This window comes from Rhizobium leguminosarum (genome assembly GCF_004123835.1).
GTDB classification, from domain to species: domain Bacteria; phylum Pseudomonadota; class Alphaproteobacteria; order Rhizobiales; family Rhizobiaceae; genus Rhizobium; species Rhizobium leguminosarum_M.
This window is the reverse complement of the sequence record NZ_MZMU01000028.1, coordinates 63,144-88,719: the sequence shown is the minus strand read 5'-3', so window position 1 is coordinate 88,719 and position 25,576 is coordinate 63,144. Positions and strand designations below refer to the sequence as shown.

Genomic DNA, 25,576 nt, shown 5'->3' with positions numbered 1-25,576 from the left:
GGAAAAGTGCGAAGCGGTTTTCCGTCCGGAATTGCGTAAAAACAAAAGGACAGAGCGGTTCTGCGCCTCCTTTAAAAGCTGAACCGCTCTAGAGTGCGCGGACCCATGCCATCCGCTCGTCGAGCGACGGCGCATTGAAAGCCAGGGAACCGAGAACGACCGTTTCCGCACCCGACTGGCGCAGAAGAGGCACGGTGTGCTCGCGAATACCGCCGTCGGCGGCAAGCACGATCCGATGCGCCGCACCGCAGCCGGCGATGATCTGCTTTGCCTGCTGAAGCCGCGCGCCGGCCTTCTCGTCGAGGCCCTGGCCCTTCACGCCGATCGCCGTGCCGAGCAGCGTCACAAAACTCAGCCGGGAAGCATATTTCTCGACCCGCTCGACGGCGGTATCGACCTTCAGCACCATGCCGGCTGCGACGCCGCGGCGCTCGAGAAGATCGAGAGCCTCAGCGGCGACACTGTCGTTTTCAACATGAAGACTGATCAGATCGCTGCCCGCATCGGCGAACTGCTCGATCTGCGACAGCAGGATGCTGTCGGCGACCATCAGGTGAACATGGATCGGGCGCGAGGAAACTTTGCGCACACCGGCAACAAGATCAGGGAAAAATAACATTGCCGGCGCGAAATGGCCATCGGCGACATCGATGTGGAGGATGTCGACGTGAGGATCGACACGCGCCAGATCATCCGCGAGACGCACGAGCTCGGCCGACCAGACGGAGAATTCGGCAATCAGACGATCCTTCGGAAGATCGGCGATCCAGGACTTGGAGGGGGTCGTCATTGTTTCAGAGCTCCTTCAGAAAATTGCCCATGGCAAGCCGGAAGTCGGCGACGTATTGCGCACGGCTCTCGGTCTTCGATGTAATCTGCACGAAGCGCGCGCCGGGAATCCGCTCGGCAAGAGCACGCGCGTAGGCGAAAGGATGAATGCTGTCCCGATCATGGCCGATAACCAGCGTCGGCACGGTGAGATTGCCGACCTCCTCGTCGGTCACATCGGGACCATCATTGGAAATCGTGGTGAGCAGTTCGGCGGTCACATCCAAAGGCGTGCGGGAAAAAAAGCCAGCAAGCGAGGCCAGGTTGTCCGGCGCCTCGGCGGCGAGCCGCACGCCCACCGGCCCGGCGAGGAATGCGGCCTTTGCCTCGCCCAGTGGCAGAGTTTTCAAAAGCCGCCCGACTTCGGCATTGGGTGCCATATTCTCCGGCGCGGCTGCCGTCAGCCAGGCCGGCCTTGCGATGATCAGAGCCTTGACAAGATCGGGCCGCTTGACCGCGAGACGCAAGGCGATCACAGCACCCATCGAGATGCCGCCGATCACGATCGGCAATGAGAGGTTTTTCTCGATATAGGCGGCGATATCATCGCAGAAGGTCGCGATCGACAACTGCTCCGGATTGCCGGCTTGGGAGTGGCCGTGGCCGCGCGCTTCGATCGTAACCCGGCGAAACCCCGCTTCGAGCGGAAAGACTTCATCGGTCTGCGCCGCGTCTCCGCATAAACCATGCTGGAATATGACAGACGCGCCTTCGCCCGCCATGTCGACATTGAGAATGGTTCCGTCGCTGGTTTCGAACGGTTCGGCCCGTCTCATCTTCCTGCCCCCGCGGGTTCCCCGTCGAGGTTAGTCTTCAGGAAAGCCGCCACACCGGCCGCCTCCGAGGCCGAAAGACCATGCGCGACGAGACCGCCGTTAAAGCCGATCGCCTTGAGGCGGCCGAGATAATGCCCATAGTCGAGGACGCCCTTGCCGGCGGTCGCGAAACTACCGTCGGGCTTGCGGTCTTTCGCATGCGCCATGACGATCCGATCGGCCAGAAGGTCGATGGCGGAAGAGACAATGCTCCGCTGCTCATCGAGCGTCGCGACCTCGAAGAGATTGGCCGGATCGAGCACGATCTTGATGCGGGAGCTCTTCAATGCCGTGATCAGCCGATAGGCTTTCTCGGCCGAATTGACGACATTGGCAAGCTCGGGCTCGATGCCGAGATCGACATCGTAGCGCTCGGCGATCTCGATGGCCGCACCCATGGCTTCGAGGAGGTCCCGCCAGGCCTCCGGCGTGTCGTTGTCGGCATGCGCCTTCCATTGGTCGATGGGATCGCGCGTGCCGGTGCAGAGCGTGATCAGGGCGGTAGACATGCTGGTGCTGCGCTCGGCCAGAGTCGCCAGGTTGCGAAGGCCGGCCTCGCGCACGGTGGGATCCGGATGGATCATGTTGAAGGTGCCCGAAACGGCAACGATCTCGACGCCGCTTTCGCGCGCCGCTTCGGCAACCGAGCGGGCCTGGGCTTCCGTAATGATCTCCGGCATCGGCGAAAGGCCCGAGCAGGCCATATTGTATTGTGCGCAGGTGAACCCGGCGCCAGCAACCGAGTTGAGAACGGTTGCGGGTTCCTTTCCCTCGAAGGTCTTTGCGAAGATGCCGAGCTTCATCACACGCCACCCGTGACGTCGGCCAGCGCAACCGCCTTGCCGCTTTCGGCCGAACGGGCGACAGCGACCATGGCGCGGACGGATGCCAGGCCATCATCGATGTCGGCGCCTTCCATCACCGCGCCATCCAGAATGGTGCGGGCGAAGCCTTCGACCTGACGGCGGTAGAAATGGCCGTCGGCACCGAGAACGCGATGCGTGGCGCCGTCCGCCTCTCGGAAAATGTCCACCTCGCTGGTCTTGTAGTACCACGGGTTATAGGTCTTGCCCAAAATGCTGCCGTTCTTCCCATAGATCTGGAAGCCTTCGTGCCAGTCCATGCGCACCTGGATGGTGAGATCGAGATGGCCGAGCGTGCCGGAGGCAAATTCCACGTCCACGAACCAGCACCAGATGCCGGCTCGCTCGGACAGACGAGCGTTGACCGAAACGATGTCGCCGGCGAAATAACGTGCCGTGTCGATCAGATGGCAACCATGCGCAAGCATGTAGTAGCGCCGCAGGTCGGCCTTCGGATTGGCGGAGGGCTTCCGCGCATTGGCGCTGGTGACGATCAGCGGCTGGACCGCATCGGTCATCGGATAGCGGTGCGTGCTGTCGCAATACCATGCTTTCAAAGCGACCATCTCGCCCATTTCATCGCGGATGAAGGATTTGGCAGCCTGGAGCCCCGCGTCGAAACGCTTCATATGCCCGACCTGAAACACCTTTCCCGACTTGTCGACTGCGGCCTTCAGTTCAAGGCATTCCTCGATGGTGACGCCGACCGGTTTTTCGCAGAGGACATGTTTGCCCGCCTGAAGGGCGTGTAGGGAAGCCGGGACGTGAAAGGCATCGGCCGTCGCGATGACCACGGCATCGAGGTCGGGATCGGCCAGCATCTGATCGTAATCGCCATAGGTTTTTTCCGCCCCGTGGGTGATAGCCATGCGTTCGCGGAGATCCTCGGCGACGTCGCAAATCGCATAGAGGTCGGCATTGGCTGCCTTCGTGCAGCTCTCGAAGTGCGCGGCCTGGGCAATCTGGCCCGCTCCCAATACGCCGATGCGGAGACGTCGTTCCTGTTTTGCTGGCATCGATAAGCCCTTTGGATCGGTTACTGAAGATGAACGCGGATGGAATGCTTTCAAGACATCGAACGTCGCCGTCGTCTTCTGGCCGGACCGCCACCGTCGTGTCGGCTCTCCCTCGTCACTTCACAGCGCCATATGTGTTTGAGGATTGAAAAAATGAAGTTTCGCCGGGTCAATGGCCAGATCGATCGATTGGCCTGTCTCGACCGCGCTGACGGCTTCGAACCGCGCGACGGCGTTGGCGGCCCCGCTCAGGTCCTCGACGGCATCGGGATCACCCGAGTCGATCCGGACCGCGTCGATCTTCAAATGCACGATCAACTCGGAGCCGAGCTCCTCGATCGACTTCACGACAACCGGGATCGTCGGATGGGAGGCGCCGGACGGCAACCGGCTGTCATAGAGGTCCTCGGGCCTGACCCCAAAGATCACGGCCTTTCCCTCGAAAGCCGATAGACCGGGAGCACGCTCGAAGGCGCCGTCGGACAAGGGAATGGAGAAGCCCGACAGATGGATCCGCCCGCCCTGCAGACGCCCTTCGAAAAGGTTCATCGACGGCGAACCGATAAAGCCCGCGACAAACGCATTGACCGGGCGATGATAGAGAGCCTTGGGCGTATCCACCTGCTGAAGCACGCCGCCCTTCAGCACCGCGACCCGATCGCCCATGGTCAGCGCTTCGGTCTGGTCGTGCGTCACATAGATCGTCGTCACGCCCAGCTGTCTCTGCAGGCTTGCGATCTCTGCCCGCATCTGAACACGCAGCTTCGCATCGAGGTTCGAGAGCGGTTCGTCCATGAGGAATGCCGCAGGCTCGCGGACCATGGCGCGGCCCATCGCAACACGCTGGCGCTGGCCGCCGGAGAGCTGCGCGGGCTTGTTGCCCAGCAAGGGCTCCAGCTGCAGGATCTTGGCTATCTCGTGCACGCGCTTGGTGCGTTCGGCCTTGTTCTTTCCGGCCAGCTTCATCGAAAAGGCGATGTTGTCGAACACGGTCATGTGCGGATAAAGCGCATAGCTCTGAAAGACCATGGCGATGTCGCGGTCCTTGGGCGCGAGATCCACGACGTCCTGACCGCCGATACTCAAGGTTCCGCTGCTGATTTCCTCGAGCCCGGCAATCATGCGCAGAGCTGTCGATTTTCCGCATCCGGACGGCCCCACGAGAATCAGAAACTCGCCATCATGGATCGTCAGGCTCAGATCCTTGATCGCATGGTAGCTGTTTCCATAGGTCTTGCAGATTTTGTCGAGTACAACCACAGCCACGTCTCGTCCTCCCGTACCAGTTCGGATCATATCTTCCAACGGCGCTCCCCGACGTCTCCGATCCTTTCGACAAGAAAGCTCAGGCCCGGGCTTCAGAGTCAACCAAAGAATCGAGGATAGTTCGCCGCAGATCACCAGCAGTTTCTAATATCTATTTGAAAAATATAAATCTTTTGAGATAAATTAAAAATCAAATGCGGAATTATATTTTTTACCGCGCGTAACTTTTATGGTCGAAGTTGCAGCCGTTGGGAGATCGCTCAATGCGATTCAATGACACGTGACCCGTGAGGCTCTGTTGGGGCGGTCGACCGGAGCCAGCACCCATCGCCGCCCGCGCTCATTCTTGACATCCGGGAATCGAGAGCGGCGCGGGCGCATTCTCCGCCGCCATCCATGCCATGCACGTCTGGTGATCTGGCAGGCCTCTGCGCCCTCCCCGTGCGGTCACCGAGATGGCGGCCGCCGCTGTGGCATAGGCAGTGCAATCAAGCGGGCTCTTACCCCTAGCGAGGGCAAGGGCGTAGGCACCGTGAAAACAATCACCGGCACCGGTCGTGTCGACCGCCTGAACCTGATAGGCCGGCACATGCCACCTGACGGTATCGCCTTTCTGGCGGAGGTAGGTCCCTCGTTCGCCGTCAGTCAGGACAACCGCGGATCGATCCCCGGACCAGAGCTTGTCCAGGATCATCGTTGGATCATCTTCGCCGGTGTACTCCTGCGCAAAGGCGAGCGGCAGCACCAGATGATCGGCAAAAGCCAGGATCCGGTCGGTTGCGGCACCGACCGTCCATTCGATATCGGCTATCACGGCCAAGCCCAAGGCGCGTGCACGCGCCACGACACTTTCGGAGTGCGTGGCATAGCCGTCGATCAGCAGTACCGGGGCCTGCATCAGAACGTCATCGGGCAGCGCATCCGACGTGCCGTGCAGCACATCGTCATCATAAGCGATGAACCGGTCGCCGTCGGGACCGACCGTGATCACGGAGCGAATCGGCGCGGCATCAGCGTGACGGGGAGCCAGCGATATGTCGACGCCGTCCCGCTCGAGTTCGCTGCCCGCCACGTCGGCCGTTGGCTCATCACCGAGCCAGCCGATGAAGCCGGCCTGACCGCCGAGCCGGGCGACGGCAACAAGGGCCGTCGCCACGTTGCCGCCATGGTCCGTGGCGCGCTTCGTCACTTTCCCCTTTCCAGCCGTCAGCCCCCGATCGACATAGATGATGTCATCGATTGCCAGGGCGCCGAAGCCCAGAACCTGGAAAGGGCGCGACATGTCTCAAGCACCTGCCGCCGCCAGCGCATCCTCCGGCGTCATGCCCTTATGAATAACGAATTTGAAGGCGCGTGCGGCCATGGTCGTATCGCCGTGACCCCAAAGGTTGCGACCGACGACCGCTCCTTTGGCCCCAGCGCGCAATGCTTCCGAGGTCTGGACGAGCGCTCCGAGCAGCGTATCGGTCTTCGGGCCGCCGGCGATCACGACGGGGATCGGGCAGGTCGCAACGGTCTCTCGGAAGGACTCAAAATCGCCGGTGTAGCCGACCTTGATCACGTCGACGCCGGCCTCGAAGCCGATGCGCACGGCGTAAGCGATTTCATCCGGGGTGAACACGATCTTGCCGCCGTCGGAGAAATCGCGGGGATAGACATGGGCGACCACCGGCATTTCGAAGCGGGCGGCGGCGTTGACCGTATCGGTGAGCCAGCGGATATACTCTCCTTCGGTGGCGCCGCGCACGGGAATGGCGACAGCCAGAGCGTCCGCGCCATAACGCACCGCATCTTCCGGGGTCGCAATGAGCTGACGAATGCGATCGTCGGCGGTGAAGCAACCACCCTGAATGACCAGCGCTGCCTTTCCGGCATATTCCGACCACAGGTGGCGCGCCGCGCCAGGCTGGATGCTAATGTAGTCGGGGCCTCCCGCCATGACGCGTCTCAGCGCACCCGGCAGATCGGCAAGCCCGCCCTCGCGCACATTGCCATAACCGACAAAATGATCGACGGCGCCTCCGAACAAATGACCCGATGGGTTCGAGAACAGGCGTGCGAGGCGGACTTTGGTTCCGAGACCCATGGCGATACTTCCTTTGTGATTGCCGGCATTGGGATTGCTGGCGCCGATGCTGGGGAAACCCTAACTCGAAAACAAACAAATATTCAATATTTCGATATCTTTCGTTTTTGCGTGACTGGTGAATTTTTGACGTGCATTTTTGTCATCGGACGGCTATTTCTGCAGCAGTAGCCGTGGAATGAGACGGCGAGCTTTCGTTTTTCAAAAGTCGCGTTGTTGCAATTACCGCAGTCAGGATCACATATGCTTGCAGAACAGAGGCGGCAGCAGATCATGCTGGAACTTCAACGGGTCGGGCAGGCACGCACCCGCCAACTCGCGGAATTCTTCGAAGTCTCGGAAGTGACAATCCGCTCCGATCTCGAAATTATGGACGCTAAGAAGCAGCTGATCAAAACACATGGCGGGGCAATCGCCCTGCCGTCCGACTCGCCGGCAGCGGCCTTCGAGGAACGTATGCAGCGCAATTTCGACGCAAAGCGACGCATTGCCCAGATGGCTGCGCGACAGATCATCGATAACCAGTCGATCGTCTTCGACAGCGGTTCGACCCTGCTGCAGGTGGCCATGCAGATGCCACCGGTCAACAACGTCGTGGTCGCGACGACGGCAATGAACATCGCCCAGCATCTGATGTACCGGCCAGGGCTCGACGTGCACATGATCGGCGGCCGCGTGTTTCCGAGCACCGTGAGCACGATCGTACAGGATTCCGACAAGGCGGTCGGCGGTCTCGTCGCCCACCAGGCCTTCGTCGGCGCCCACGCGATCGATCAGGCCTTCGACGTCGTCGACGTTTCCGAGGACGTGGCGCGGACCAAGCGCAACCTGGTTCGCATGGCCCGGCGTGTTGTCCTCGTGGCGGATTCGAGTAAATTTGACATCGGCGCTTCCTCCAAAGCCTTCTCGCTGTCGCGCGTCGACCTGATCATCACCGACAGCAACATGCCGCACAGCATTCGCCACAGGCTCGACAAGCTGGGCGTGGAGGTTCGCTACGCGTGACCTGCAGTCCACCTCTCCACTTTAGAAGAGATCCGGGAGGAGCTTGGGCGCCGGCCAGTGGCTTAGGCCGACGCGGGGGAAAACAAGATGAGCTAGAACCCCAGACGTCGAAGCGTCTCGCGGTTCGTGCGAACGGCGGCTGCAGGATTGGTTCCGGCGTGGTCCGATTCTTCTTCCACGACGATCCAGCCGATAAACTTCGGCGCATCCCGAACGGCCGAAATCACGGCAGGCACGTCGCAGACGCCTTCGCCCAGCATCGCCCAGATCCCGCCGGCGTCGACATCCTTCAGATGCACGTAGCGGATCCGGTCCCGGTGGGCCGCCAGCGTATCGCCGATCTGCTGGCCGCCACGCAGGATATGGCCGGTATCCGGCACCCAACCCACTTGTGGATCCAAGAGAGCAAACAGCCGATCATAGTCGTCCCGCGTGAAGAGCAGCGTATTGTGGTGCGAAGAAGGATGGACAGCTACCGTGACGCCAGTCGACTGTCCGATTTCGGTCGCACGATTGTAGCACTCGGCCGCGATGGAGAATTTCTCATCGCGCGGACCATCCGAGACGACCGTCGCCGATCCCATCGACACCATCGCGCCGGGAAAGTTCGCCGCAAAATCGACCCATCGCCGCGCCGTGTCGAGATCGGAGGCAATTTTTTCCGCCACCGTGAAGCCACTGGCGGAGCCGAAGGCAAAGGAGACCAGCGTCAAGCCGGCATCCGTCAGAGTACGGGCAAAGTCGGTGGGCTCGAGCGCGTAGTGACCGATCATCGTGTCGGTGATTTCGATACCGGCATATCCGCCATCAGCGATGGCGCGCACCAGATCGTCCGGGCTGCCGCCCCAATCTCTCCCCAGCATCTCCCAGGTGAATGTCTGGCAGCCGATCTGCAGCTCAGCATTTTTCATATCGCGGTCCTGACCTATTCGTTGATGACAGCCGATACCGAAGCCGGCGGCTTCCCTGCGCGGCAATCCTCGGGGGCTTCGCCAGCCTTGCCGAAAGCCCCTTCCGCCTGGAGACGCGGCCGAAGACCGGAACGGCGGGCTCTTCAGCGAGGATTGCGACCCCAGCGTCTTGCCATTACGTACGGTCAAATGTTACCGTGCGTCAATATATTTTATTCCTTGCGATTAAAATGTAACGCACCCCTCAACCCTTCGCACCCGCAACGGTAAAATCAGGTTCTTAGATGGCACAGACCAATGGTATGAAACTCAGGATCGGCGTTGTGGGATGCGGCAATATTTCGCTCGCCTATATGCGCAACGCGCCGCTGTTCCGTGGCGTCGAAATCATCGCCTGTGCAGATCTCAACGCAGACGCCGCCAAGCGCCGCGCAGCGGAGTTCGATCTGCGTGCGGCTGACGTCGATAGCCTCATTGACGACAAGAACATCGACCTCATCCTCAATCTGACGATCCCGACTGCACATTTTGACGTTTCGATGCGGGCGCTGTCGGCAGGCAAGCATGTCTTCACGGAGAAGCCGCTCGGCGTCACGGCCGCGGAAGGACGCCGGCTGGTGGATGCGGCCACCGCGAAGGGCCTCATGCTCGGCTCGGCGCCAGATACGTTCCTGGGCGCGGCCGGACGCCATGCCCGGCGGCAGATGGAAGCCGGCGCCATCGGCAAGCCGGTGACCGGGACAGCCTTCATGATGGGGCGCGGCATGGAGCACTGGCATCCGGATCCCAGCTTTTATTACCAGGCCGGCGCAGGCCCGCTCATGGATATGGGGCCTTATTATCTCACGATGATGGTCAATCTGATGGGGCCGATCCGTCGTGTGCAGGCCGTCGCCACAAGCGGGCAGGAAGAGCGGCTCATCACGGCGGAGGGACCGAAGCAGGGCACCACATTCAAGGTCGGCACGCCGACCAGCGTGCTGTCGCTGCTGGAATTCGATTGCGGTGCTGCAGTCACCTTCGGTACCTCCTGGGACGTCTTCCGCCATTCCAACCATCCCATCGAACTCCACGGGACCGAAGGCTCGCTGCGCCTGCCCGACCCCGACAATTTCGGAGGCTCCGTCGCGCTCTCCGGCCGCGGCGCGCCCTGGCAGGAAACGGATACATCAGGCGAACTCTTCGGTGCCGTCAATTGGCCGATCGCAGCACCTGATCGTGCCAACTATCGCATGCTTGGTCTTGCCGATCTCGCACGCGCAATCATCGAAGGCCGTAACCCCCGCGCTTCGGGCGATCTGGCGCTGCATGTGCTCGAAGTCATGGAAGCGATCCTGCGTGCCGGCGAAACCGGAGCCGCGCAGACCATTTCGGGTATTGTCGCGCAGCCGAGGGAATTGCGGGAAGACGAAGCGAGGAGTTTGCTCAAATGACACAACTGGATGAATCCGCCAAACGCGCGCTTGCATGGCCTGGCGATCCGGAAACGCCGGTCGAAAACTGCACGCCGGCGCTGGCGCGGCAGCAATATCTGGATAGTTTCGCAGACATCCAGCGGCCGCTCGAAGACGTGGCCGAGATCGTGGAAAGCCATCTGGGCGCAATCAGGTTGAAGATATGGCGCGGACGGACCGCGCCGCGCCGGGGCGCACCGGCCTTGCTTTATCTCCATGGCGGCGGCTTTGTGATCGGAGCGCCGGAAACCCATGAGGATATCTGCCGGACGCTTGCCAATATGGCAGGCGCCGTCGTGGTTTCGCCCGACTATCGCCTCGCCCCGGAACATCCCTTTCCCGCTGCCATTGACGACTGCGCCGCCGCACTCGTCTGGATGACGGAGCAGGCTGACGCGCTCGGCATCGATCCCTTGCGGGTTGTCGTCGCCGGCGATAGCGCCGGCGGTAATCTGGCCGCCGTCGTCGCCCTGCTGGCGCGGGACGGACAGGTGCCGCCTGTCATCGGACAGGTGCTGATCTATCCGGTGACCGACCAGTTGCAGACAACCGACAGCTACTCACGTTACGAAGAGGGTTTCGGCCTGACGGCAGCCGCGATGAAATGGTTCCGCGACCACTATCTGCCGGCCGCCGCGAGCCGGTCGGACTGGCGAGCCTCGCCGCTGAACGTAGCGTCGCTGCGAGGCGTGGCGCCGGCCCTCGTGATCCTTGCCGGACATGACGTGCTGTTCGACGAAGGGGCCGCTTATGCCGAGCGGCTCAGCACCGAGGCGAAGGCAACGACCCGGACCTGGCCCGGACAGATCCATGGCTTCGTGTCGAAGAGACGGGCCATACCGGAGGGGCAAGAGGCCCTCGAAGCCATCGCAACGGCATGGCGCGCCATGGACCCTGCGCTTGCCCGTTGAAGCGGGAATCCGCTCGGTCTCAAGCCGAGTCGCGCATGACCAGCGTCGCTTCGAGGATTACCCTGTTCGTCACAGGGGTCGTCCCATCGTCCTCGCTTTCGATATGTGCCAGCAAAAGCTCCACGGATTTCGCCGCGATCTCGGGCGCGTTCTGGGCCATCGTCGTCAACGACGGACAGGTATATCGGCTTAGCGGGTGGTCGTCGTGCCCAGCGATGCGCACGTCGCAAGCGTCGTTCCGGCCGATTTTCAGTCCCGAAGCGAACGCGGCTGCCATCGCGCCGAAAGCAAAGCGGTCGTTGGCGCATAGCAGCGTTTTGCCCGGAAGACCGCCATTCACAAGAATTCTCTGCATCTGCTCGTATCCGAGACGCTCGAATTCCCAGGAAGGTGGTGCGTCGCAATCGATGACCAGCGGGGAATGCCCTTCCCTCGCCATCGTCGCGAGGTAACCCGCCTGCCGCTCACCGGCATTTTCGGTCATATGCGGAATTTCCAGGAAAATCGGCGGCTCACCGGACCGGCAGAGATATTGCACAATGGCTGCCATGCTTTGCGCGTTGTCGTTGCCGACATACGGAAGGTCTGCGTCGGCAGGATTGTCGAAGCAGACGACGGGGATGGCATCCCTCAGCCTTTCCAGCGCGGAACGGCGCGAACCGGCTCCGAGCGGCGCCACGATCGCACCCGCGACCTTCAGCGAGAGCAAGGTCCGCACGGCCTCCGCCTCCAGCTCCGGCCGCGTGTGCGACGAGATCTGGACGGGCCAGAATCCCTTTTCGCGCAACTCCAGCTCGATCAGCGACACGACCTGCACATAAAAGGGATCCGACATGGTCGGGACCAGAATCCCGATATTCCTGGTCCGCTTGCGATTGAGATGCCGCGCGAAAAGGTTCGGCTCGAAATGCGACTTCTTGAGAGCCGCCTCGATACGCTTGCGGGTCACCTCCTTGATCTGCGAGGGATCATCGAAATATTTCGACAAGGTCGGACGCGACACGCCGGAGGCGCTCGCGAAGTCGTCCATCGATTTATAACTTTTCTTGGCCATTCAATTCCTTATTGGCGGGACGACGACAACTGATTGGGAACGATTTCGCACTCAACGGCAGATCCGCCGACGCGCCAAATCTCACTTTTTGTACAGGCTCTGCCCTCCCTTTCGAAAATCGAAATATTCCCTCCATTTGCGACTTGTGCAGTCTGCGCCGCGTGGTTTCAAAAGGCGCTTGTTTCGGCACCTAAAATTCGAAAATTTGCAATGAAGAAGCCGGGTGCCACGCTTTTCATTTTGTTGGGTAAACTTTCATTTGTTTACGAAAGTAAAGAAAAAATGCGTCACAAGCAATACAAATGCTGCAGAAAAACACTGATGATGTCAATCAATTTTATGATTTTTTATCAATGATTTAACGCAACACGCGCGGTGAATGCCGGCCCCCCATCTTTTCCTGATCGCAGTTCTTCGTTGACAGATAGGGGCTTCAGGGAACCTACTTTGCCTACGATCTTGAGGAGGATCGATTAACGGACAATCTTTGGGAGGCACAAATGAATATCAGAAAATTCGGCGTGACGATGCGGGCTGCCGTGGCGGTATGGGCGCTCTGCGCCACATCGGCATTTGCCGACACCACCATCGAGTTCATTCAATGGTGGGAACCCGAAATGCCGTCGGGCGCTCTGCGCGGCATCATGAACGATTTCGAAGCCAAAAACCCAGGCATCAAGGTGACGCTGGTCAGCGGTCCCTATGCCACAACGCGTGACCAGATCGTCGTCGGCGCAGCCTCCGGAACGCTGAGCGACGTGGTGGGCCTCGATGGTGCCTGGGTAAACGGGCTCTCCAAGCAGGGCGCAATCGCCTCCATGGACGAACTGATGGAGAAGGCGAAATACGACAAGAGCCAGATCACCGACATCGTCAAGATCGATGGCAAGAGCGTGATGTTCCCGCTGGCATCCTTCGTCTACCCCGTCTTCGTGAACCTCGATATCGCCAAGGCCGCCGGCGTCGACAAGCTGCCGGCCACGCGCACGGAATTTGCCGAAGCCGCGAAGAAAATGACCGACGCCTCGAAGAACCAGTACGGCTGGGTCCTGCCGCTATCGCTGCAGTCTCCGAGCGGAATCCAGAACGACGTCATGTCCTGGGTCTGGGCCTCCGGCGCCTCGATGCTGAAGGACGGCAAGCCTGACCTCGAAAATGACGCCGTCGTCGGCACGCTCGACTATATCGCTTCCCTCAACAAGGAAGGCGTTATTTCTCCGGGCATTTTTGCCAAGAAGGAACAGGACAAGGTCGAGGAATTCGTCAATGGCCGCGTCGGCATGATGGTGGATTCCCTCGCCCATGTGAACCTCATCCGCGAGCGTAATCCGAAGCTCAATTTCGGCATCTCCGCTTTGCCGGCCACTGACGGCTACACCGGCAAGCGCGGCATGCCCTATGCCTCCTGGGGCATCGGCATCAGCGAAGGCAGCCAGCACAAGGAAGAAGCCTGGAAGCTGGTCGAATACCTGATGAGCCCTGACGTCAACGGCCGTCTCGTCTCGATTGCCAACGCCTTCCCCGGCAACGTCCATGCCAAGCCGGACTTCGTGGCCTCGGACCCGATCTTCGCGGAAGCCTTCAAAATCTTCCAGAGCGGTTATCCTGCGAACGAATTCGTCGGCCTTCCGGTTGCCGAAGAGCTGATGCGCGACATGAACGTCGAAGTTCAGAAGATGTTCGACGGCGGGCAGTCAGCCAAGGAGGCAGCTGCCAACACTGAGAAGGCTTGGCTGGCGAAGTTCTAAGCACGTCGCTTTCACGGATCACCGGCGGCGCAACCAGGCGCTGCCGGTGCAAGTCGTCAAATTTCGGCAGAATAGAAAGTCACAGCTCATGAATCATTCGGCTACGGCTCTGGTCGCTGCGCAAGCCAAAGCGCGAAGAAAAGGATGGCTTCGTTACAGCACCTTGAGGAAGCTGGTGCCGTATTTCTACGTTTCGCCGGCGACCCTGCTGCTTGTTCTGCTGATGCTATTTCCTATGGTGATGGTCTTCAAATATTCACTGATGGACGGCGCCATCATGAAAAAGGACGCTGCCTTCGCGGGCGTCCAGAATTACATGACCATCTTCGAGAATCCGGTCTTCTGGCAGTCGGTCGTGCAGACGCTTTATTTCACGATCATGAGCGTCATCTTCCACTTCATCATCGGCCTGGCCTTCGCGCTGCTGTTGAACACCAACCGCGTCGATCCGCTCATTCGCAGCATCCTACGCGTGCTCTTCATCCTGCCCTGGCTGTTCACGGCCGTCATTATCGCCATCATCTGGCGCCTGCTGCTTGACCCGAACGGCGTCGTCAACAGCGTGCTGATGGCGCTCCATATCATCAACTTCAAGGTCGAGTGGTTCTCCTCCACGCGCACCGCCATCCACGCTTTGACCTTCGCAAACATCTGGGCAGGCTATCCGCTCTACATGGTCAGCCTGCTCGCCGGCCTCCAGGGCATTTCGAAGGAGCTTTACGAGGCAGCCGGTATCGATGGCGCGAACGAATTCCAAAAGTTCTGGTACATCACCATTCCGCAGCTGATGCCGATCATCATCAGCATCGCGCTCCTCGACTTCATCTGGACGATGCAGGTTTTTCCACTCGTATGGATGACGACGGGCGGCGGCCCGATCTATTCGACGGAAGTGCTCTCCACCTTCACTTACAAACTCGCCTTCTCGCAGTATGAATTCTCGCTGGCTTCGGCGAGCGCAATGATCATCCTCATCATCTCGATGAGCGTCACCTACTTCTACATCAAACACCAGCAGCGCAGGTGATCGCCATGGCAAAGCGTTCCTTCAAGAGCTCGGTATTGCCGACCATCCTGACCTATCTCGGCCTGGCGATCGGCCTCGTCTTTTCGGCCTTTCCGATCGTGTGGATGTTTTTCAGTTCGCTGAAATCGAATACCGAAATCTTCGCCCTTCCGCCACGGCTGCTGCCGGATGATTTTACGGTGGCCGCCTATCTGACGATTTTCAACGATCCAGTGAAAGTGCGCTTCTTCATCAACAGTTACTTCGTCGCCGGCGTCGTCACCGGCCTGACCCTGGTCGTCGCGATCGTAACCGCCTACGGCTTCAGCCGCTATTCGTTCCGGTTCAAGAACACCTTGAACATCTTCATCATCAGCACCCAGACCGTTCCGCCGATCACCCTTCTCATCCCCTATTTCGGAATGGTGGTCGCCTTCAGGATCTTCGATACCTATCTGGCGCTGATCCTCACCTACATGGTCTTCACTCTGCCTTACGCCGTCCTGCTGATGACAGGCTACCTGAACACCCTGCCGAAAGAGCTGGATGAGGCCGTCCTTGTCGACGGCGGTTCAAGCTGGACGGCGCTTTGGCGCGTCATCGTTCCCGTTTCCATCCCGGGGATCGTCGCCACCGCGGTCTACACCTTCCTGCTGGCCTGGAACGAATTCCTCTTCGCGCTGACGCTGACAAAATCGATGGACCTCCGGACGGTTCCGATTGGCATCCAGCTTCTGATGGGCCAGCACGCCTTCGAATGGAACGAGATGATGGCGATGAGCGTGCTCGGTTCCCTTCCCCTTCTGGTGCTTTACCTGGTTGCTCAACGCTACTTCCTGGCAGGCATGACCGCCGGCTCAGTCAAAAGCTGATGGAGCGCTGATCGTGTTTCGAAACTCATAGCGGGAGCAGAGTGCTGCGGCTAACGCCGACGTCCCAATCCCGCAGGGCAGCGCCGACCTCGGCCCTGGTTGGCGCGCCGGTACGACCGCCGAACACCTTGCATTTGAGAGCCGCTGCAGTGGATGACACGCGCATCGTCTCTTCGATCGGCAAGGCTTCTGCGACAGCCAGCGCGAAAGCACCATGAAAAATATCGCCGGCTGCGAGCGTATCGACCGCCCTCACCTTCGGAGCGGTAAGATGGACGATTTCGCCGGTTCGGTCATCGAACCAGAAAGAGCCCTTTTCGCCAGCGGTGACGCTGATGAAGGCATGTTCGAACTTTCGCTTCAGAAGGCCGACGACCTTCACCAGCTCGGCCGTTCCGCCGGCAAGCCGCTCGGCCGCCGGCTGCGAGAAGACGATGTGGCTCGCAACCGGTGCAAGCATCTCGATTACGCCATCGCCTGCGACATCGCCATCGAGAATGGCCGGTTTGCCCGCCTCTCGGGCCGCAGACAGCGTCCGCAACGCAAGCTTCGGCCACCGGACGTCGACCAGCACCGCATCGAAAGAAGAAACGTCCTCTCTTGTGACCGGCTTGACCGTCTCGTGCAGGCCCGCATCGTAGAAAGGCACAATCAGGCGCTCGCCCTGATCATCGACGAGAATGGTCGAGACGGCCGAGCGGGCGCCGTCCACGCGCAGCATGCCGCTCGTGTCTATGCCGCTGTTGCCGAGGTCGGCAATGATGCGTTCGCCGGTGGCATCGTTGCCGACTGCGCCCCAGAGGCTGGCATTGCCGCCCAGCCGGGCGACCGCAAAGGCGGCGCTCGACGCCATGCCCTCGGCGATCTGCAGCATGTCGTAGGGCAGAATTTTGCCCTGGCCGGTGGGCAGAGAGCGGACCCGAAACAGGGTATCCATCACCGCCGCGCCGACACAAAGAACGCGGCGCGCCGGACCGGGAGGCGGTTCGAAGGCAGAAGAAGTCGTCAAGTTCGTTGTCTCACCCGCTTACTTGACGGCTCCGGCCGTCAGACCCGCCACGATCTGCCGTTGCGCAAACACCGTCAAGATCAGCACGGGCAAGGTGACGATCAATGCGGCTGCGGCGAGCGGGCCCCAACTGACCTGTTCGAAAGACAGCATGTTATAGACCGCGACAGGAAGCGTGCGCGTCTCGCGGCTGGCGAGCACGATGCCGAAGACGAAGTTGTTCCACGAGAAGATGACCGACAGAATGAAGGCGACAACGATGCCCGGCCTGGCGATCGGCAAGGCGACCAGGCGGAAAACCTGCCAGGGCGTTGCGCCGTCGATGCTTGCAGCCTCTTCCAGCTCCATCGGCGTCGTCTCGAAATAACCGATCATGATCCACACGACGATCGGCACGGTGACGACGAGATGGATGATGATCTGCGGCAGGAGCGTGCCGAGCAGATTCAGCCACTGAAACAGCAGGAAGAGCGGGATCAGGAAGGAAAGGCCCGGCGTCATGCGCGCGATCATGATGACCATCGCGGACTTCTCCGCCTTCAACCGCGCGATGCCATATCCGGCCGGCACGCCGATCAGCAGCGCCAGAAGCGTGGCGGCACCCGTCACCAGCACCGAATTCCAAAGATAGAGGAAGAAATTGTTCTCCTCGAAAACCTTCAGATAGTTCGACCAGGCCAAGCGCTCTGGAATGAAGATCGGCGGGTAGGCGCCGTTGTCGATCTCATATTTTAGCGACAGCGAGATCATCCAGAGGAAGAACAGGACGACCGGCGAGATCATCACCAGGGCAACAAACAGCAGTCCGATGCGATCGAGCGTCTTGCGCTTCATCAGCGTGCCCCCCCGTCGGACCAGTTCACCCGCTGCCGCAGCATCATAAGGACGAAGGAAAGCAGGACAATGAGGATGAAGAAGACAACCGCCATGGCCGAGCCATAGCCGATGTCGTAGTAGGCGAAAGCGGTGTTGTAGAGATAGATGTTGATCGTCTCCGACGCCGTGCCGGGACCGCCTTGGGTCATGGCATAGATGATGTCGAAACTTTTCACCGCATCGATGCTGCGGATGATCACGGCAATCATCAGGAACGGCGCGATCATCGGCAGCGTCAGATAGCGGAATTTCTGCCAGACATTGGCTCCGTCGATTTCAGCACTTTCATAGGGCTCACGTGGAACCGCCGCCAGACCGCCGAGCACGATCAGCATGATAAGCGGCGTCCATTGCCAGGTCTCGACCAGCACCAGCGACGGGATGACGCTGCTCTGATTATAGATCCACTCCTGCGGGCCGATGCCGATGAAGGAGAGGAGATAGTTGAGGACGCCAAGCTGCGGATGGTACATCATCGTCCAGACGAGGGCGATGGCGACGGGTGTAGCCATCATCGGCATCACGAATATGCCACGGATAAGACCGCGCAACGGAAATTGAGCATCGAAGATCAGTGCGGCGAGCGTCCCTAGGAAAAGGGGGACCACCACGGAAAGCGTCGTATAGAGCACCGTATGCCACAGCGAGTCCCAGAAGCGCATGTCCACGACCAGCCGGGCATAGTTGTCCAGTCCCGCAAAGACCTGGGACTGGCCAAGCGTCCAGCTGTTGACGCTCATCCAAAGCGTAAACACCCATGGAAAAACGATGACGGCCGCAATGACGATGAGCGCCGGGATAACGAAAGGCCAGTAGTTGGGAGCAAACCGATCCGGTTTGCTCCTTCCTTTCGACGTCTTGGCCACTGCCGCCGTTTCGATGCTTGTCGAGGCCATTATCCCTCGCTTTTCGCCAGGACGGGTTCAAACTGTGCCGTCGCTGCCTTCAGTTCGGTTTCGGGATCGGCGCCGCCGATCATGTTGGTGAGACCGACACCATAGACGTCGCGGAACTCGGTGACCGGTATAATGACCGGAAGCGCGAGCTGCGAGATTTTGCCGGAACCGACGACGGCATCAAGCCATGCGCCCGGCATCTTGACGCCTTCGCGGACCTTCGCATCCTCGAGAACGGACTGGCGGAAAGGAACGCCGGCGCCGGCCTGCAGCAGACGTGCACCCATTTCATGCGAAATCGCCCATTGGCAGAAGAGGTACCCGGCTTCTTTCTTCTGGCTTGCCGCGACGACGCCAAGCCCGTCGCCGAAGGTGCCTGCGGCCTGTGCCTTCGGACCTTTCGGCATGATGCCGTAACCGACCTGGCCGACGACGCGCGACTTTTCCGGATTCTCGATCGGCGGCGCAAAACCGACGCCATCCAGCCACATGCCGATCTTGCCCTGCAGGAAGGCAGATTGTGCCTCGGCCCAGTTGAAGCCGGAGACGCCGGGAGGGGCTGTCTTGGTCATCAGTCTTTGGTAAAGCTTGGCCGCATCGATCGCTTCTTGCGATGTCGTGCGCAGCTTGCCATCAGGGCCGAGCGGGCTCGAACCATAGCCAAGCAGCAGCGACGTCCACACCGGCGTATTGGCGTTCTTCAGGCCGCGGGCGACGAAGCCGTAGGTGTTGGTGGAAGGATCGGTGAGCGCCTCCGCAGCGCTGGCGAGTTCTTCGAACGTCGTCGGGTAGGCCAGCCCCTTCTTCTCGAACAGCGCCTTGTTCCAATAGATGATCCAGTAGTCGACCGAGAATGGAAGCGAACGCAGAACGCCGCCCGGATCTTTGGCAAAAGTCAGGCCGGCTTCGGCGAAGTCGCTTTCAACCAGAGACGGGTCGGTCAGTGAGGGGTCCTTGAGAAAACCGCCGATATCGGCAAGCCAGCCGCCCTTTTCGAACTGCCGCTTCTGGACGTGGTAGCTCATGTGCACGACATCGAAGCTGGGCTTGCCGGAGCTCAGCTCGATGGTCGTCTTCTGACGCTGCTGTTGTTCGGGCGTCGCTTCGGCATTGACCTTGATGCCGGTGAGTTCCTCGAATTCGGACAGGTACTTCAGCAGTATTTCGCTGCGCGGGCTCTTGACCAGGTTGACTTCGAGGGTCGTGCCGGCAAAGCGCTTCCAATCGACGGCAGCCGATGCCAACCGCACGCCGAGCATGCTGCTGGCGCCAAAAGCGGCCGTACCCGCCAGAAAGCCGCGTCTCGTCGGGTTCAAAAACGATGACATGTGATTCCTCCTCCTTTTGCCGGCGATCTCCTCACCCCCGGCTGCTTATTTCCGATTATATCCTGAGCGCACGATCTCTTGCATGATTGATGTGTGCGACAAGGCTGTTGACGGCGTCCTCCGCCGATCGTCGGTCGATCGCCTCGAGCACCTTTAGGTGCTCAACCATGACAGGTCCGACGTGACCATCGATGCGAAAACGGTCCTGACTGATCAGGCGCATCTTGATCGAGTTCACTCTGTAGGCGTTCGAGATGATGGTATTTCCCAAAGCATCGATAAAGGCGTCATGCATGCCCCAATCGACAGCCTGCGCATGCACTTCCAATTCGTGCGATCCATCCCCATTTCGAATGGCGTCGGCGATATCCCGATGCTGTTTCAAAAGCCTGGCGATCGTCTCGTCGGACGCAGAGCGGGTGAAAAGCGCGACTGCTTCCTTCTCCAGGAACACACGCAGTTGGAATGCCTCGCGAATGAGGTTGAGGTCGATATGCGCGATCTGCAACCCCCGCTGGGGTACCGTCTTGATCAGCCCTTCGGCTTCGAGCCTCGGGATGAGTTCGCGGATGGCGCCAAGCGTCAGCCCCGTCAACTCGACGAGGCGGCGCTGCGAAACGAATTGGCCGGGGCGCACGTCACGCGCAAGAAGGTGGCGTGTGAAGCTCTCATACGCCTTTTCCCGCAGTGTCGGCTGCTCGTCCGGTCCGTCCATCGCCTCTCCCAGAAACATGTCCGCCCTATGCCGCTTTCGAGCGGAAAAGAGTGTCGAAGGCAAGAAAGAGTTGCGCCTGCCCTTCCGCGGATATTGAGACGAGTGGCGGACGAACCGCAAGCCAGATTTCATCCGACGTCACGTGAGTGACCATGGTTTTCACGGCGGCAGTCACCGGAAATTTCAGCAGTTCCTCCACAAAATCCTCGATGCGGGAATCGTCCATGCCTTCCTCCGCCATCAGCTTGACCTCGCGTGGCACAAAATTCGCCATGCCGGAGATCGCACCCTGGCCGCCAAGCCGCACGCCCTTCGCCAGATGACGTTCGTCCCCCACCAGGATGACGAGATCGCCATGCGCCTTCAATAGTGTTTCCGTGAAAGGCCAGTCGCCGGAGGAATCCTTGACGCCCGTAACCACATTGGGAAAGGCGGTCCGCAGCCGGCCGATCAACGATACGGTCAGCGGAACCATGGTGAGCGAGGGAATGTTGTAGACGATAATGTCTCGCGCCTTGTCGCCGAGGATGGCGAAGACGGCCGAAAACCACTGGAAGACGCCATCGTCACTGACGTTCTTGAAATAGGAAGGAGGAGCAAGAAGGATATTGCGGGCTCCCTTGGAAAGCGCATGGCCGGCCTGCATCGCCGCATCCTCGGCCGCGTCGACCAGCACGCCGACGATGATCTGCTTTGCTGCTATTCCGCTATCGAGCATGGAAGCGAGAACACGCTCACGTTCCTGCGTGCCGATGGAAGAACCTTCACCCGTCGTCCCGAACAGGGTCACACTCGAGCATCCGGCAGCGAGGCTCCGCCGTGCCTGCTCGATCATCGCCTCGATCGCGATATCGCCATTGCTGTCGAACGGCGTGGCAAGAGCAACAGAGAGCCCGAATTTTTGTGTCAAATATGCTTCCTCCCAATCAACGGATCAGATGTAGCAAACTAACATGTTAGCTGTAAAGAGGTGATTGCGCGCTGCCTACACGAATGTCCAGGCAGTCGCTTTCTCACGATCAACTGGCATGCCTCACCGTCGGCCCGTTCGCCCGCACGAGCGCCATCAGCATCGGGCCGATCGCAAATTCGCCCCTTTCGGTCCTCCGGGTCAGATCTCTGAGATAACCGCCGGGCGAATTGATGTGCCCTCCCCTTTCCAGAATGCAGGCGATCACGGTTGCGGCGTTTTCCGGCCCCATGCCCGAGCAGGCTTCCTCATAGGCTGAGGGACTGACGCCGAGCATCGAACGCACGACGACGGCGGCCGACATCAGATCTCGCCAATTGCCGATGCTTCCGCCAGGCCCGTAATCGAGAATACTGGGGCAGGCCTGGAGGACGAGGCCGAGCGGGAAGGATTTCAGGCCTGGTCCGGCGCCCGGATCGGCCGCGACCCCCGCCCTGTTGCTCATCCCGCCGGCCGGCTTTTGCTGTTTCAATCTTCGTTCGTCCGACGGCCCGGCGTTCGGGTCTTTATCGGCCGCTGCCTTTTCGCCCTGCTTCGTCTCGAAGCTTGGTTCAAGTTCATAAGTGGAGTCGGGGTTTGAATTCTGTTTGTGATGCTCAATTTGAGACTCATTGGCGTCTATTTTTTTTGTTTTTATCCGTCTTTCCAGCATGTTGACGACATCGGCGCGCAGCAGCCCCATCTCGTCGAGCAGCGGTGCCAGGTCTTCGGCGGTCGCCACGCGTGGAATTCGGGCAAGAAGCGCTCGAAACATCACCGAAATGTCTTCCCAATCACCGGAAACCCCTTCTTCGAGCGCTGCCGCTATCAGCTTGGAGATATCGCGCCGGCACAGCGTCAGGCGTTCCCTGGTCACCCGTAATAGTTCCCGGTTGGCAACCGCCTGGGCAGCCAAGCTTTCGATTTCGACAGCACGGGCCAGAAGCGGTGCGACGCTGAAGCCGAACGCCTCGCCGATGGCCCCTGCCCTGTCGCGGCGCGCATAGCGTTTGCCATTCGGGCTGTCCTTGCGCAGGATCAGGCCGGCCTCGACCAGCACGGCAAGATGCCGCCTGAGGGTGGCTGGCGTCATGCCTCGAGCGCGCAACGAAAGCTGCGCATTCGACGGGAAGACGATCAGTCCCTTTTCCTCGGAGATTTCGTCGTCGGGGTAAAAGGTCAAAAGCGCGTCGAGCACCGTCAACGCCCGATCGGTGACGCCAAGCGCCGGCCGCGCTTCGCAGATCGCCCTGAACAGCTTCCATTTGCTGCGTTTCATTCCCGGCTCGATGGTCTCGGCCAGTTGCTGGCTTGCCAGCATGCCAAGCGACATCGGCCGCCGCCCAAAGGGCGTCGTCACATATCCACTCTCCATTTGCCTTCACCTTCGTTCAGGCAAAAGAAAACCATCCACCAATTTGGCGCCTAAGACGCTTGACTGTGATTCGGGGAAATGCGATTCTCGATGTGCTTAAGATCTGAGAAGGGCTTCCACGGCGTCGTCGTTGGGGGCCTTTTTCTTTTGCGCGCTACGCTCCTCTGTCCTTGTTGAACTCCTGGAACAGGCCTTTCAGCCTTTCCTGGACGAATTGATCGAAACCGGGCGCGGTCTTGCCGTCGAAGATAAAGGTCGCACCGGATGCTGTCTTCTTGATCATGACAGGCACGCCACTAACCTGGGTTTTGGCCACCGCCGGCTTCGGCGCTGCCGTCTTCTTCGTTGCCAGAACGAGTGCCCGCTGAAACCGCTCGTCGCTCGAAATTTTGCGCGCGTCGTCCGCGGACAACTCCGCGATGATCTTTTCGACGTCGGCGTTCTCAAGCCGCTCGCCCAGTTCCAACCATCGCCGGCGGCCGATATCAGGTGCCGCACCTATGGCGTTGACGAGCCCCAGGGGGACCTGTCGTATGACGATCAGCATTCTCGACAGCGCCGCCTTGTCCACGCCGAGAGCCGCCATGATGACATCGCGGCCAAAGCTGCGTTCCTCGAGCCGCGATGCGAAGAGCGCGCGCTCGATGTAGGAGAGATTGGTTCGAGCGCTGTTTTCCTGTCCCTGGCTGACGACCAGTTGACCGTCGGTGAGATCGCGGACGACCGCGCGCACCCGGATGCCGATTTCTCGGGTGGCAGCCAGGCGCCGATGGCCGTAGGCGACCTGATAGCGTCCCCTGGTTTCGGGATGCGGGCGGACAAGGATCGGAACCTGCTGCCCATGCTCGCGGATCTGCTCGACAAGTTGCGCGAGTTCGGCCGCATCGATCGCCAATCGATCGCTGACGAAGGAAGCGTCGATCAGGCCGGGATCGAGTTCGACGATAGTCTGGCCGGTGGCAAGCTGCCGTTCCAGTTCACTCGCACGCTCCATTTTCTCGGTAATGTTGCCGAGCGTCTTGGTAATGCCGCCGACAGGCGCGGCACTGCGCTCCTGCGGCACGAATCCAGCGATCGGACGATTGTCGCGCGGCGCGACCGCGTCCGCCCTTGCCGGGTTCGGAGCGGAAATTTCGATGAGGTTTTTGCGCGCCATCTATCTATTTCCTCCCCCAGGTCGAGCGAATATGCGCCTCGATCTCGCCGTTCACGAGGTTGAGGGATTCCAGTGCCCGATCGTAGGTTCCGCGTGTGAACTGCGACCGCTCGACCTCGTAGAGTGTCTGTTTGGTGACGCCGGCGTCGGCGACCGCCGTCGACTTCACCATGGCGTTGCGGAGCATTCGATTGCCGAAGATCGCCCGCATGAAACCGGTCATCTGGCTTTGCGGTCCGTCGTTCGGCTCGAACCGCGTCACGAGATAGCGCATCCAGTCATAGCTGGTACGCCCGCCGGCCTTTTCCACGACCGACATCAGCTCACTCGTCATCGTCAGAAACTGCGACATCGACATGACATCCAGCATTTGCGGGTGGACCGTGATCAATACCGAGGTTGCCGCGCAGAGCGCCGACATCGTCAGGAATCCCAGCTGCGGCGGGCAGTCGATGACCACGACATCGTAAAGGCTTTCGATCTCCGTCAGGACCTCGCCGATGCGGGCAAAGAACATCGTCTCCGCCGTGCCCGACGCCATCGCCTTTGGGGTCTCGTGCTCGAATTCCATCAGCTCGAGATTGCCCGGAATGAGATGCAGATTGGGCGTGTAGGTGGCGCGCACGATGTCGGCGATGGGGCGCGGCTCCTCATATCGGATCGCACCGTAGATCGTTTCGCCCTCTCCGACATCGAACTCCGGCTGATGCCCGAACAAGGCGGACAAGGAGGCCTGCGGATCGAGGTCGACGGCGAGCACGCGGTAGCCCCTGAGCGCCATGAACTGCGCCAGATGGGCCGCGGTGGTCGTCTTGCCCGAGCCACCCTTGAAATTCATGACCGAGATGATCTGGAGTTTTTCGCCCGGCCTGCGGGCCGGCACATATTTCGGCGTTCCGTTTCGCTCGTCGAGGACCCGGCGAATTCGATCCATATCGGTTGCACTGTAAAGCCGCCGTCCGTTTGCGAGAGGATCCGGCCCATGGCCGTCGGCGGCCACCTGGCGGAGATAACCTTCGCCGATGCCGATGAAGGCAGCAGCTTCCGCCGGCGAAAATGTTCTGATGGTCTTTTGCGAGAGCGGGGGAAAGATTTTTGCCTGATGCTGCTGAAGTTGATAGGATAACTCCTTCGCATCTGTTGCCAGAAGCGATGGGAGGTGCTCTTGATCGTCTTGAAGAGCAAGACTCGGCTGCATGATCTTTTTCCCAGGTAACTGCGCAATTTTGAACGAAAGCGCTTCAGTTGCGCAGTTACTATATGCCTCGATTCGTTACCAATTTACAAATGCTTAACCAAACCGTCCGTTTCAGCCTATCGAGACGGCTGGCGACATGAGCCAGATTTCAAGTGATTCGCGCATTGCCGATGACTCGAAGTGAATGATAACTACGGTGGCTTTCCAGCCGACTGGGTGGTCGATCACGTCGCCGAATA

The 25,576-nt window shown here is 60.1% G+C and carries 25 protein-coding genes; 7 read left to right on the top strand and 18 right to left on the bottom strand.

The annotated features are described in order from the left end of the window. Nucleotides 1–88: 88 nt before the first annotated feature. From B5P46_RS33980 to B5P46_RS33950, 7 genes are all read right to left on the bottom strand, one after another. A complete protein-coding gene (locus B5P46_RS33980) occupies nucleotides 89–790 on the bottom strand; it encodes a ribulose-phosphate 3-epimerase (protein WP_129422549.1) in 702 nt (233 codons plus the stop codon). Between the two features lie 4 nt (nucleotides 791–794). Further along, complete coding sequence (locus tag B5P46_RS33975) at nucleotides 795–1,604, bottom strand: alpha/beta fold hydrolase (RefSeq protein ID WP_129422548.1); 810 nt, start codon at nucleotides 1,602–1,604, stop codon at nucleotides 795–797. After that, nucleotides 1,601–2,446 (bottom strand): sugar phosphate isomerase/epimerase family protein, encoded by an 846-nt coding sequence (locus tag B5P46_RS33970; RefSeq protein ID WP_129422547.1) that lies wholly within the window; start codon nucleotides 2,444–2,446, stop codon nucleotides 1,601–1,603. Before B5P46_RS33970 ends, B5P46_RS33975 begins: the two co-directional genes overlap by 4 nt. Further along, entirely contained in the window at nucleotides 2,446–3,522 is a 1,077-nt protein-coding gene (locus B5P46_RS33965; RefSeq protein WP_129422546.1) for a Gfo/Idh/MocA family protein, read from the bottom strand. Before B5P46_RS33965 ends, B5P46_RS33970 begins: the two co-directional genes overlap by 1 nt. Nucleotides 3,523–3,642: 120 nt before the next feature. Then, complete coding sequence (locus tag B5P46_RS33960) at nucleotides 3,643–4,788, bottom strand: ABC transporter ATP-binding protein (protein ID WP_129422545.1); 1,146 nt, start codon at nucleotides 4,786–4,788, stop codon at nucleotides 3,643–3,645. Between the two features lie 340 nt (nucleotides 4,789–5,128). Further along, on the bottom strand, nucleotides 5,129–6,070 hold the full coding sequence (locus tag B5P46_RS33955) for a PfkB family carbohydrate kinase (protein ID WP_129422544.1): 942 nt from the start codon (nucleotides 6,068–6,070) through the stop codon (nucleotides 5,129–5,131). A 3-nt stretch (nucleotides 6,071–6,073) separates the two neighbouring features. Continuing rightward, the gene (locus B5P46_RS33950) at nucleotides 6,074–6,874 is read right to left on the bottom strand and encodes a class I fructose-bisphosphate aldolase (RefSeq protein ID WP_128461455.1); all 801 of its coding nucleotides are present in this window, start codon (nucleotides 6,872–6,874) and stop codon (nucleotides 6,074–6,076) included. A 243-nt stretch (nucleotides 6,875–7,117) separates the two neighbouring features. On the opposite strand from B5P46_RS33950, the gene B5P46_RS33945 reads away from it, so the two are divergent. After that, nucleotides 7,118–7,879, top strand: a complete 762-nt coding sequence (locus B5P46_RS33945) for a DeoR/GlpR family DNA-binding transcription regulator (protein ID WP_003550157.1) — start codon at nucleotides 7,118–7,120, stop codon at nucleotides 7,877–7,879. 92 nt (nucleotides 7,880–7,971) lie between these two features. Here B5P46_RS33945 and B5P46_RS33940 read toward each other — a convergent pair whose 3' ends face one another. Then, nucleotides 7,972–8,790, bottom strand: coding sequence for a sugar phosphate isomerase/epimerase family protein (locus B5P46_RS33940; protein ID WP_129422543.1), 819 nt, complete (start codon nucleotides 8,788–8,790; stop codon nucleotides 7,972–7,974). 284 nt (nucleotides 8,791–9,074) lie between these two features. On the opposite strand from B5P46_RS33940, the gene B5P46_RS33935 reads away from it, so the two are divergent. After that, entirely contained in the window at nucleotides 9,075–10,223 is a 1,149-nt protein-coding gene (locus B5P46_RS33935) for a Gfo/Idh/MocA family protein (RefSeq protein ID WP_129422542.1), read from the top strand. After that, nucleotides 10,220–11,155, top strand: coding sequence for an alpha/beta hydrolase (locus B5P46_RS33930; protein ID WP_129422541.1), 936 nt, complete (start codon nucleotides 10,220–10,222; stop codon nucleotides 11,153–11,155). The genes B5P46_RS33935 and B5P46_RS33930 overlap by 4 nt, the downstream gene beginning before the upstream one ends. Before the next feature lie 19 nt (nucleotides 11,156–11,174). Here B5P46_RS33930 and B5P46_RS33925 read toward each other — a convergent pair whose 3' ends face one another. After that, nucleotides 11,175–12,209 carry a LacI family DNA-binding transcriptional regulator gene (locus B5P46_RS33925; protein ID WP_129422540.1) on the bottom strand — a complete coding sequence of 345 codons (1,035 nt, stop codon included), beginning with the start codon at nucleotides 12,207–12,209 and terminating at the stop codon, nucleotides 11,175–11,177. 33 nt (nucleotides 12,210–12,242) lie between these two features. Between B5P46_RS33925 and B5P46_RS33920 the strand changes: the two genes are divergently transcribed. The 4 genes from B5P46_RS33920 to B5P46_RS33905 all read left to right on the top strand — a co-directional run bounded on the left by B5P46_RS33920 (nucleotide 12,243) and on the right by B5P46_RS33905 (nucleotide 15,835). Beyond that, the gene (locus B5P46_RS33920; RefSeq protein WP_129422539.1) at nucleotides 12,243–12,566 is read left to right on the top strand and encodes a hypothetical protein; all 324 of its coding nucleotides are present in this window, start codon (nucleotides 12,243–12,245) and stop codon (nucleotides 12,564–12,566) included. A 143-nt stretch (nucleotides 12,567–12,709) separates the two neighbouring features. Next, the gene (locus B5P46_RS33915; protein WP_129422538.1) at nucleotides 12,710–13,957 is read left to right on the top strand and encodes an ABC transporter substrate-binding protein; all 1,248 of its coding nucleotides are present in this window, start codon (nucleotides 12,710–12,712) and stop codon (nucleotides 13,955–13,957) included. Nucleotides 13,958–14,045: 88 nt separating this feature from the next. Then, nucleotides 14,046–14,984: a carbohydrate ABC transporter permease gene (locus B5P46_RS33910; RefSeq protein WP_129422537.1), complete on the top strand. Its 939-nt coding sequence runs from the start codon at nucleotides 14,046–14,048 to the stop codon at nucleotides 14,982–14,984. Between the two features lie 5 nt (nucleotides 14,985–14,989). Then, on the top strand, nucleotides 14,990–15,835 hold the full coding sequence (locus B5P46_RS33905; RefSeq protein ID WP_129422536.1) for a carbohydrate ABC transporter permease: 846 nt from the start codon (nucleotides 14,990–14,992) through the stop codon (nucleotides 15,833–15,835). Nucleotides 15,836–15,860: 25 nt separating this feature from the next. Here B5P46_RS33905 and B5P46_RS33900 read toward each other — a convergent pair whose 3' ends face one another. The 9 genes from B5P46_RS33900 to repA form a co-directional block, all read right to left on the bottom strand. Further along, nucleotides 15,861–16,844, bottom strand: coding sequence for a sugar kinase (locus tag B5P46_RS33900; protein ID WP_129422535.1), 984 nt, complete (start codon nucleotides 16,842–16,844; stop codon nucleotides 15,861–15,863). Between the two features lie 18 nt (nucleotides 16,845–16,862). Continuing rightward, nucleotides 16,863–17,678, bottom strand: a complete 816-nt coding sequence (locus B5P46_RS33895; RefSeq protein ID WP_027664817.1) for a carbohydrate ABC transporter permease — start codon at nucleotides 17,676–17,678, stop codon at nucleotides 16,863–16,865. Beyond that, nucleotides 17,678–18,616: a carbohydrate ABC transporter permease gene (locus B5P46_RS33890; protein ID WP_129422534.1), complete on the bottom strand. Its 939-nt coding sequence runs from the start codon at nucleotides 18,614–18,616 to the stop codon at nucleotides 17,678–17,680. Before B5P46_RS33890 ends, B5P46_RS33895 begins: the two co-directional genes overlap by 1 nt. Then, nucleotides 18,616–19,944, bottom strand: coding sequence for an ABC transporter substrate-binding protein (locus B5P46_RS33885; RefSeq protein WP_129422533.1), 1,329 nt, complete (start codon nucleotides 19,942–19,944; stop codon nucleotides 18,616–18,618). Before B5P46_RS33885 ends, B5P46_RS33890 begins: the two co-directional genes overlap by 1 nt. Before the next feature lie 55 nt (nucleotides 19,945–19,999). Then, a complete protein-coding gene (locus tag B5P46_RS33880; RefSeq protein WP_206735447.1) occupies nucleotides 20,000–20,677 on the bottom strand; it encodes a GntR family transcriptional regulator in 678 nt (225 codons plus the stop codon). A 7-nt stretch (nucleotides 20,678–20,684) separates the two neighbouring features. Continuing rightward, nucleotides 20,685–21,569, bottom strand: coding sequence for a dihydrodipicolinate synthase family protein (locus B5P46_RS33875; RefSeq protein ID WP_129422531.1), 885 nt, complete (start codon nucleotides 21,567–21,569; stop codon nucleotides 20,685–20,687). A gap of 109 nt (nucleotides 21,570–21,678) precedes the next feature. Beyond that, nucleotides 21,679–22,983 (bottom strand): plasmid replication protein RepC, encoded by a 1,305-nt coding sequence (gene repC / locus B5P46_RS33870; RefSeq protein ID WP_129422530.1) that lies wholly within the window; start codon nucleotides 22,981–22,983, stop codon nucleotides 21,679–21,681. A gap of 154 nt (nucleotides 22,984–23,137) precedes the next feature. Beyond that, the gene (repB, locus tag B5P46_RS33865; protein WP_129422529.1) at nucleotides 23,138–24,139 is read right to left on the bottom strand and encodes a plasmid partitioning protein RepB; all 1,002 of its coding nucleotides are present in this window, start codon (nucleotides 24,137–24,139) and stop codon (nucleotides 23,138–23,140) included. A gap of 4 nt (nucleotides 24,140–24,143) precedes the next feature. Beyond that, nucleotides 24,144–25,337 carry a plasmid partitioning protein RepA gene (gene repA, locus B5P46_RS33860; RefSeq protein WP_129422528.1) on the bottom strand — a complete coding sequence of 398 codons (1,194 nt, stop codon included), beginning with the start codon at nucleotides 25,335–25,337 and terminating at the stop codon, nucleotides 24,144–24,146. Nucleotides 25,338–25,576 lie beyond the last annotated feature (239 nt).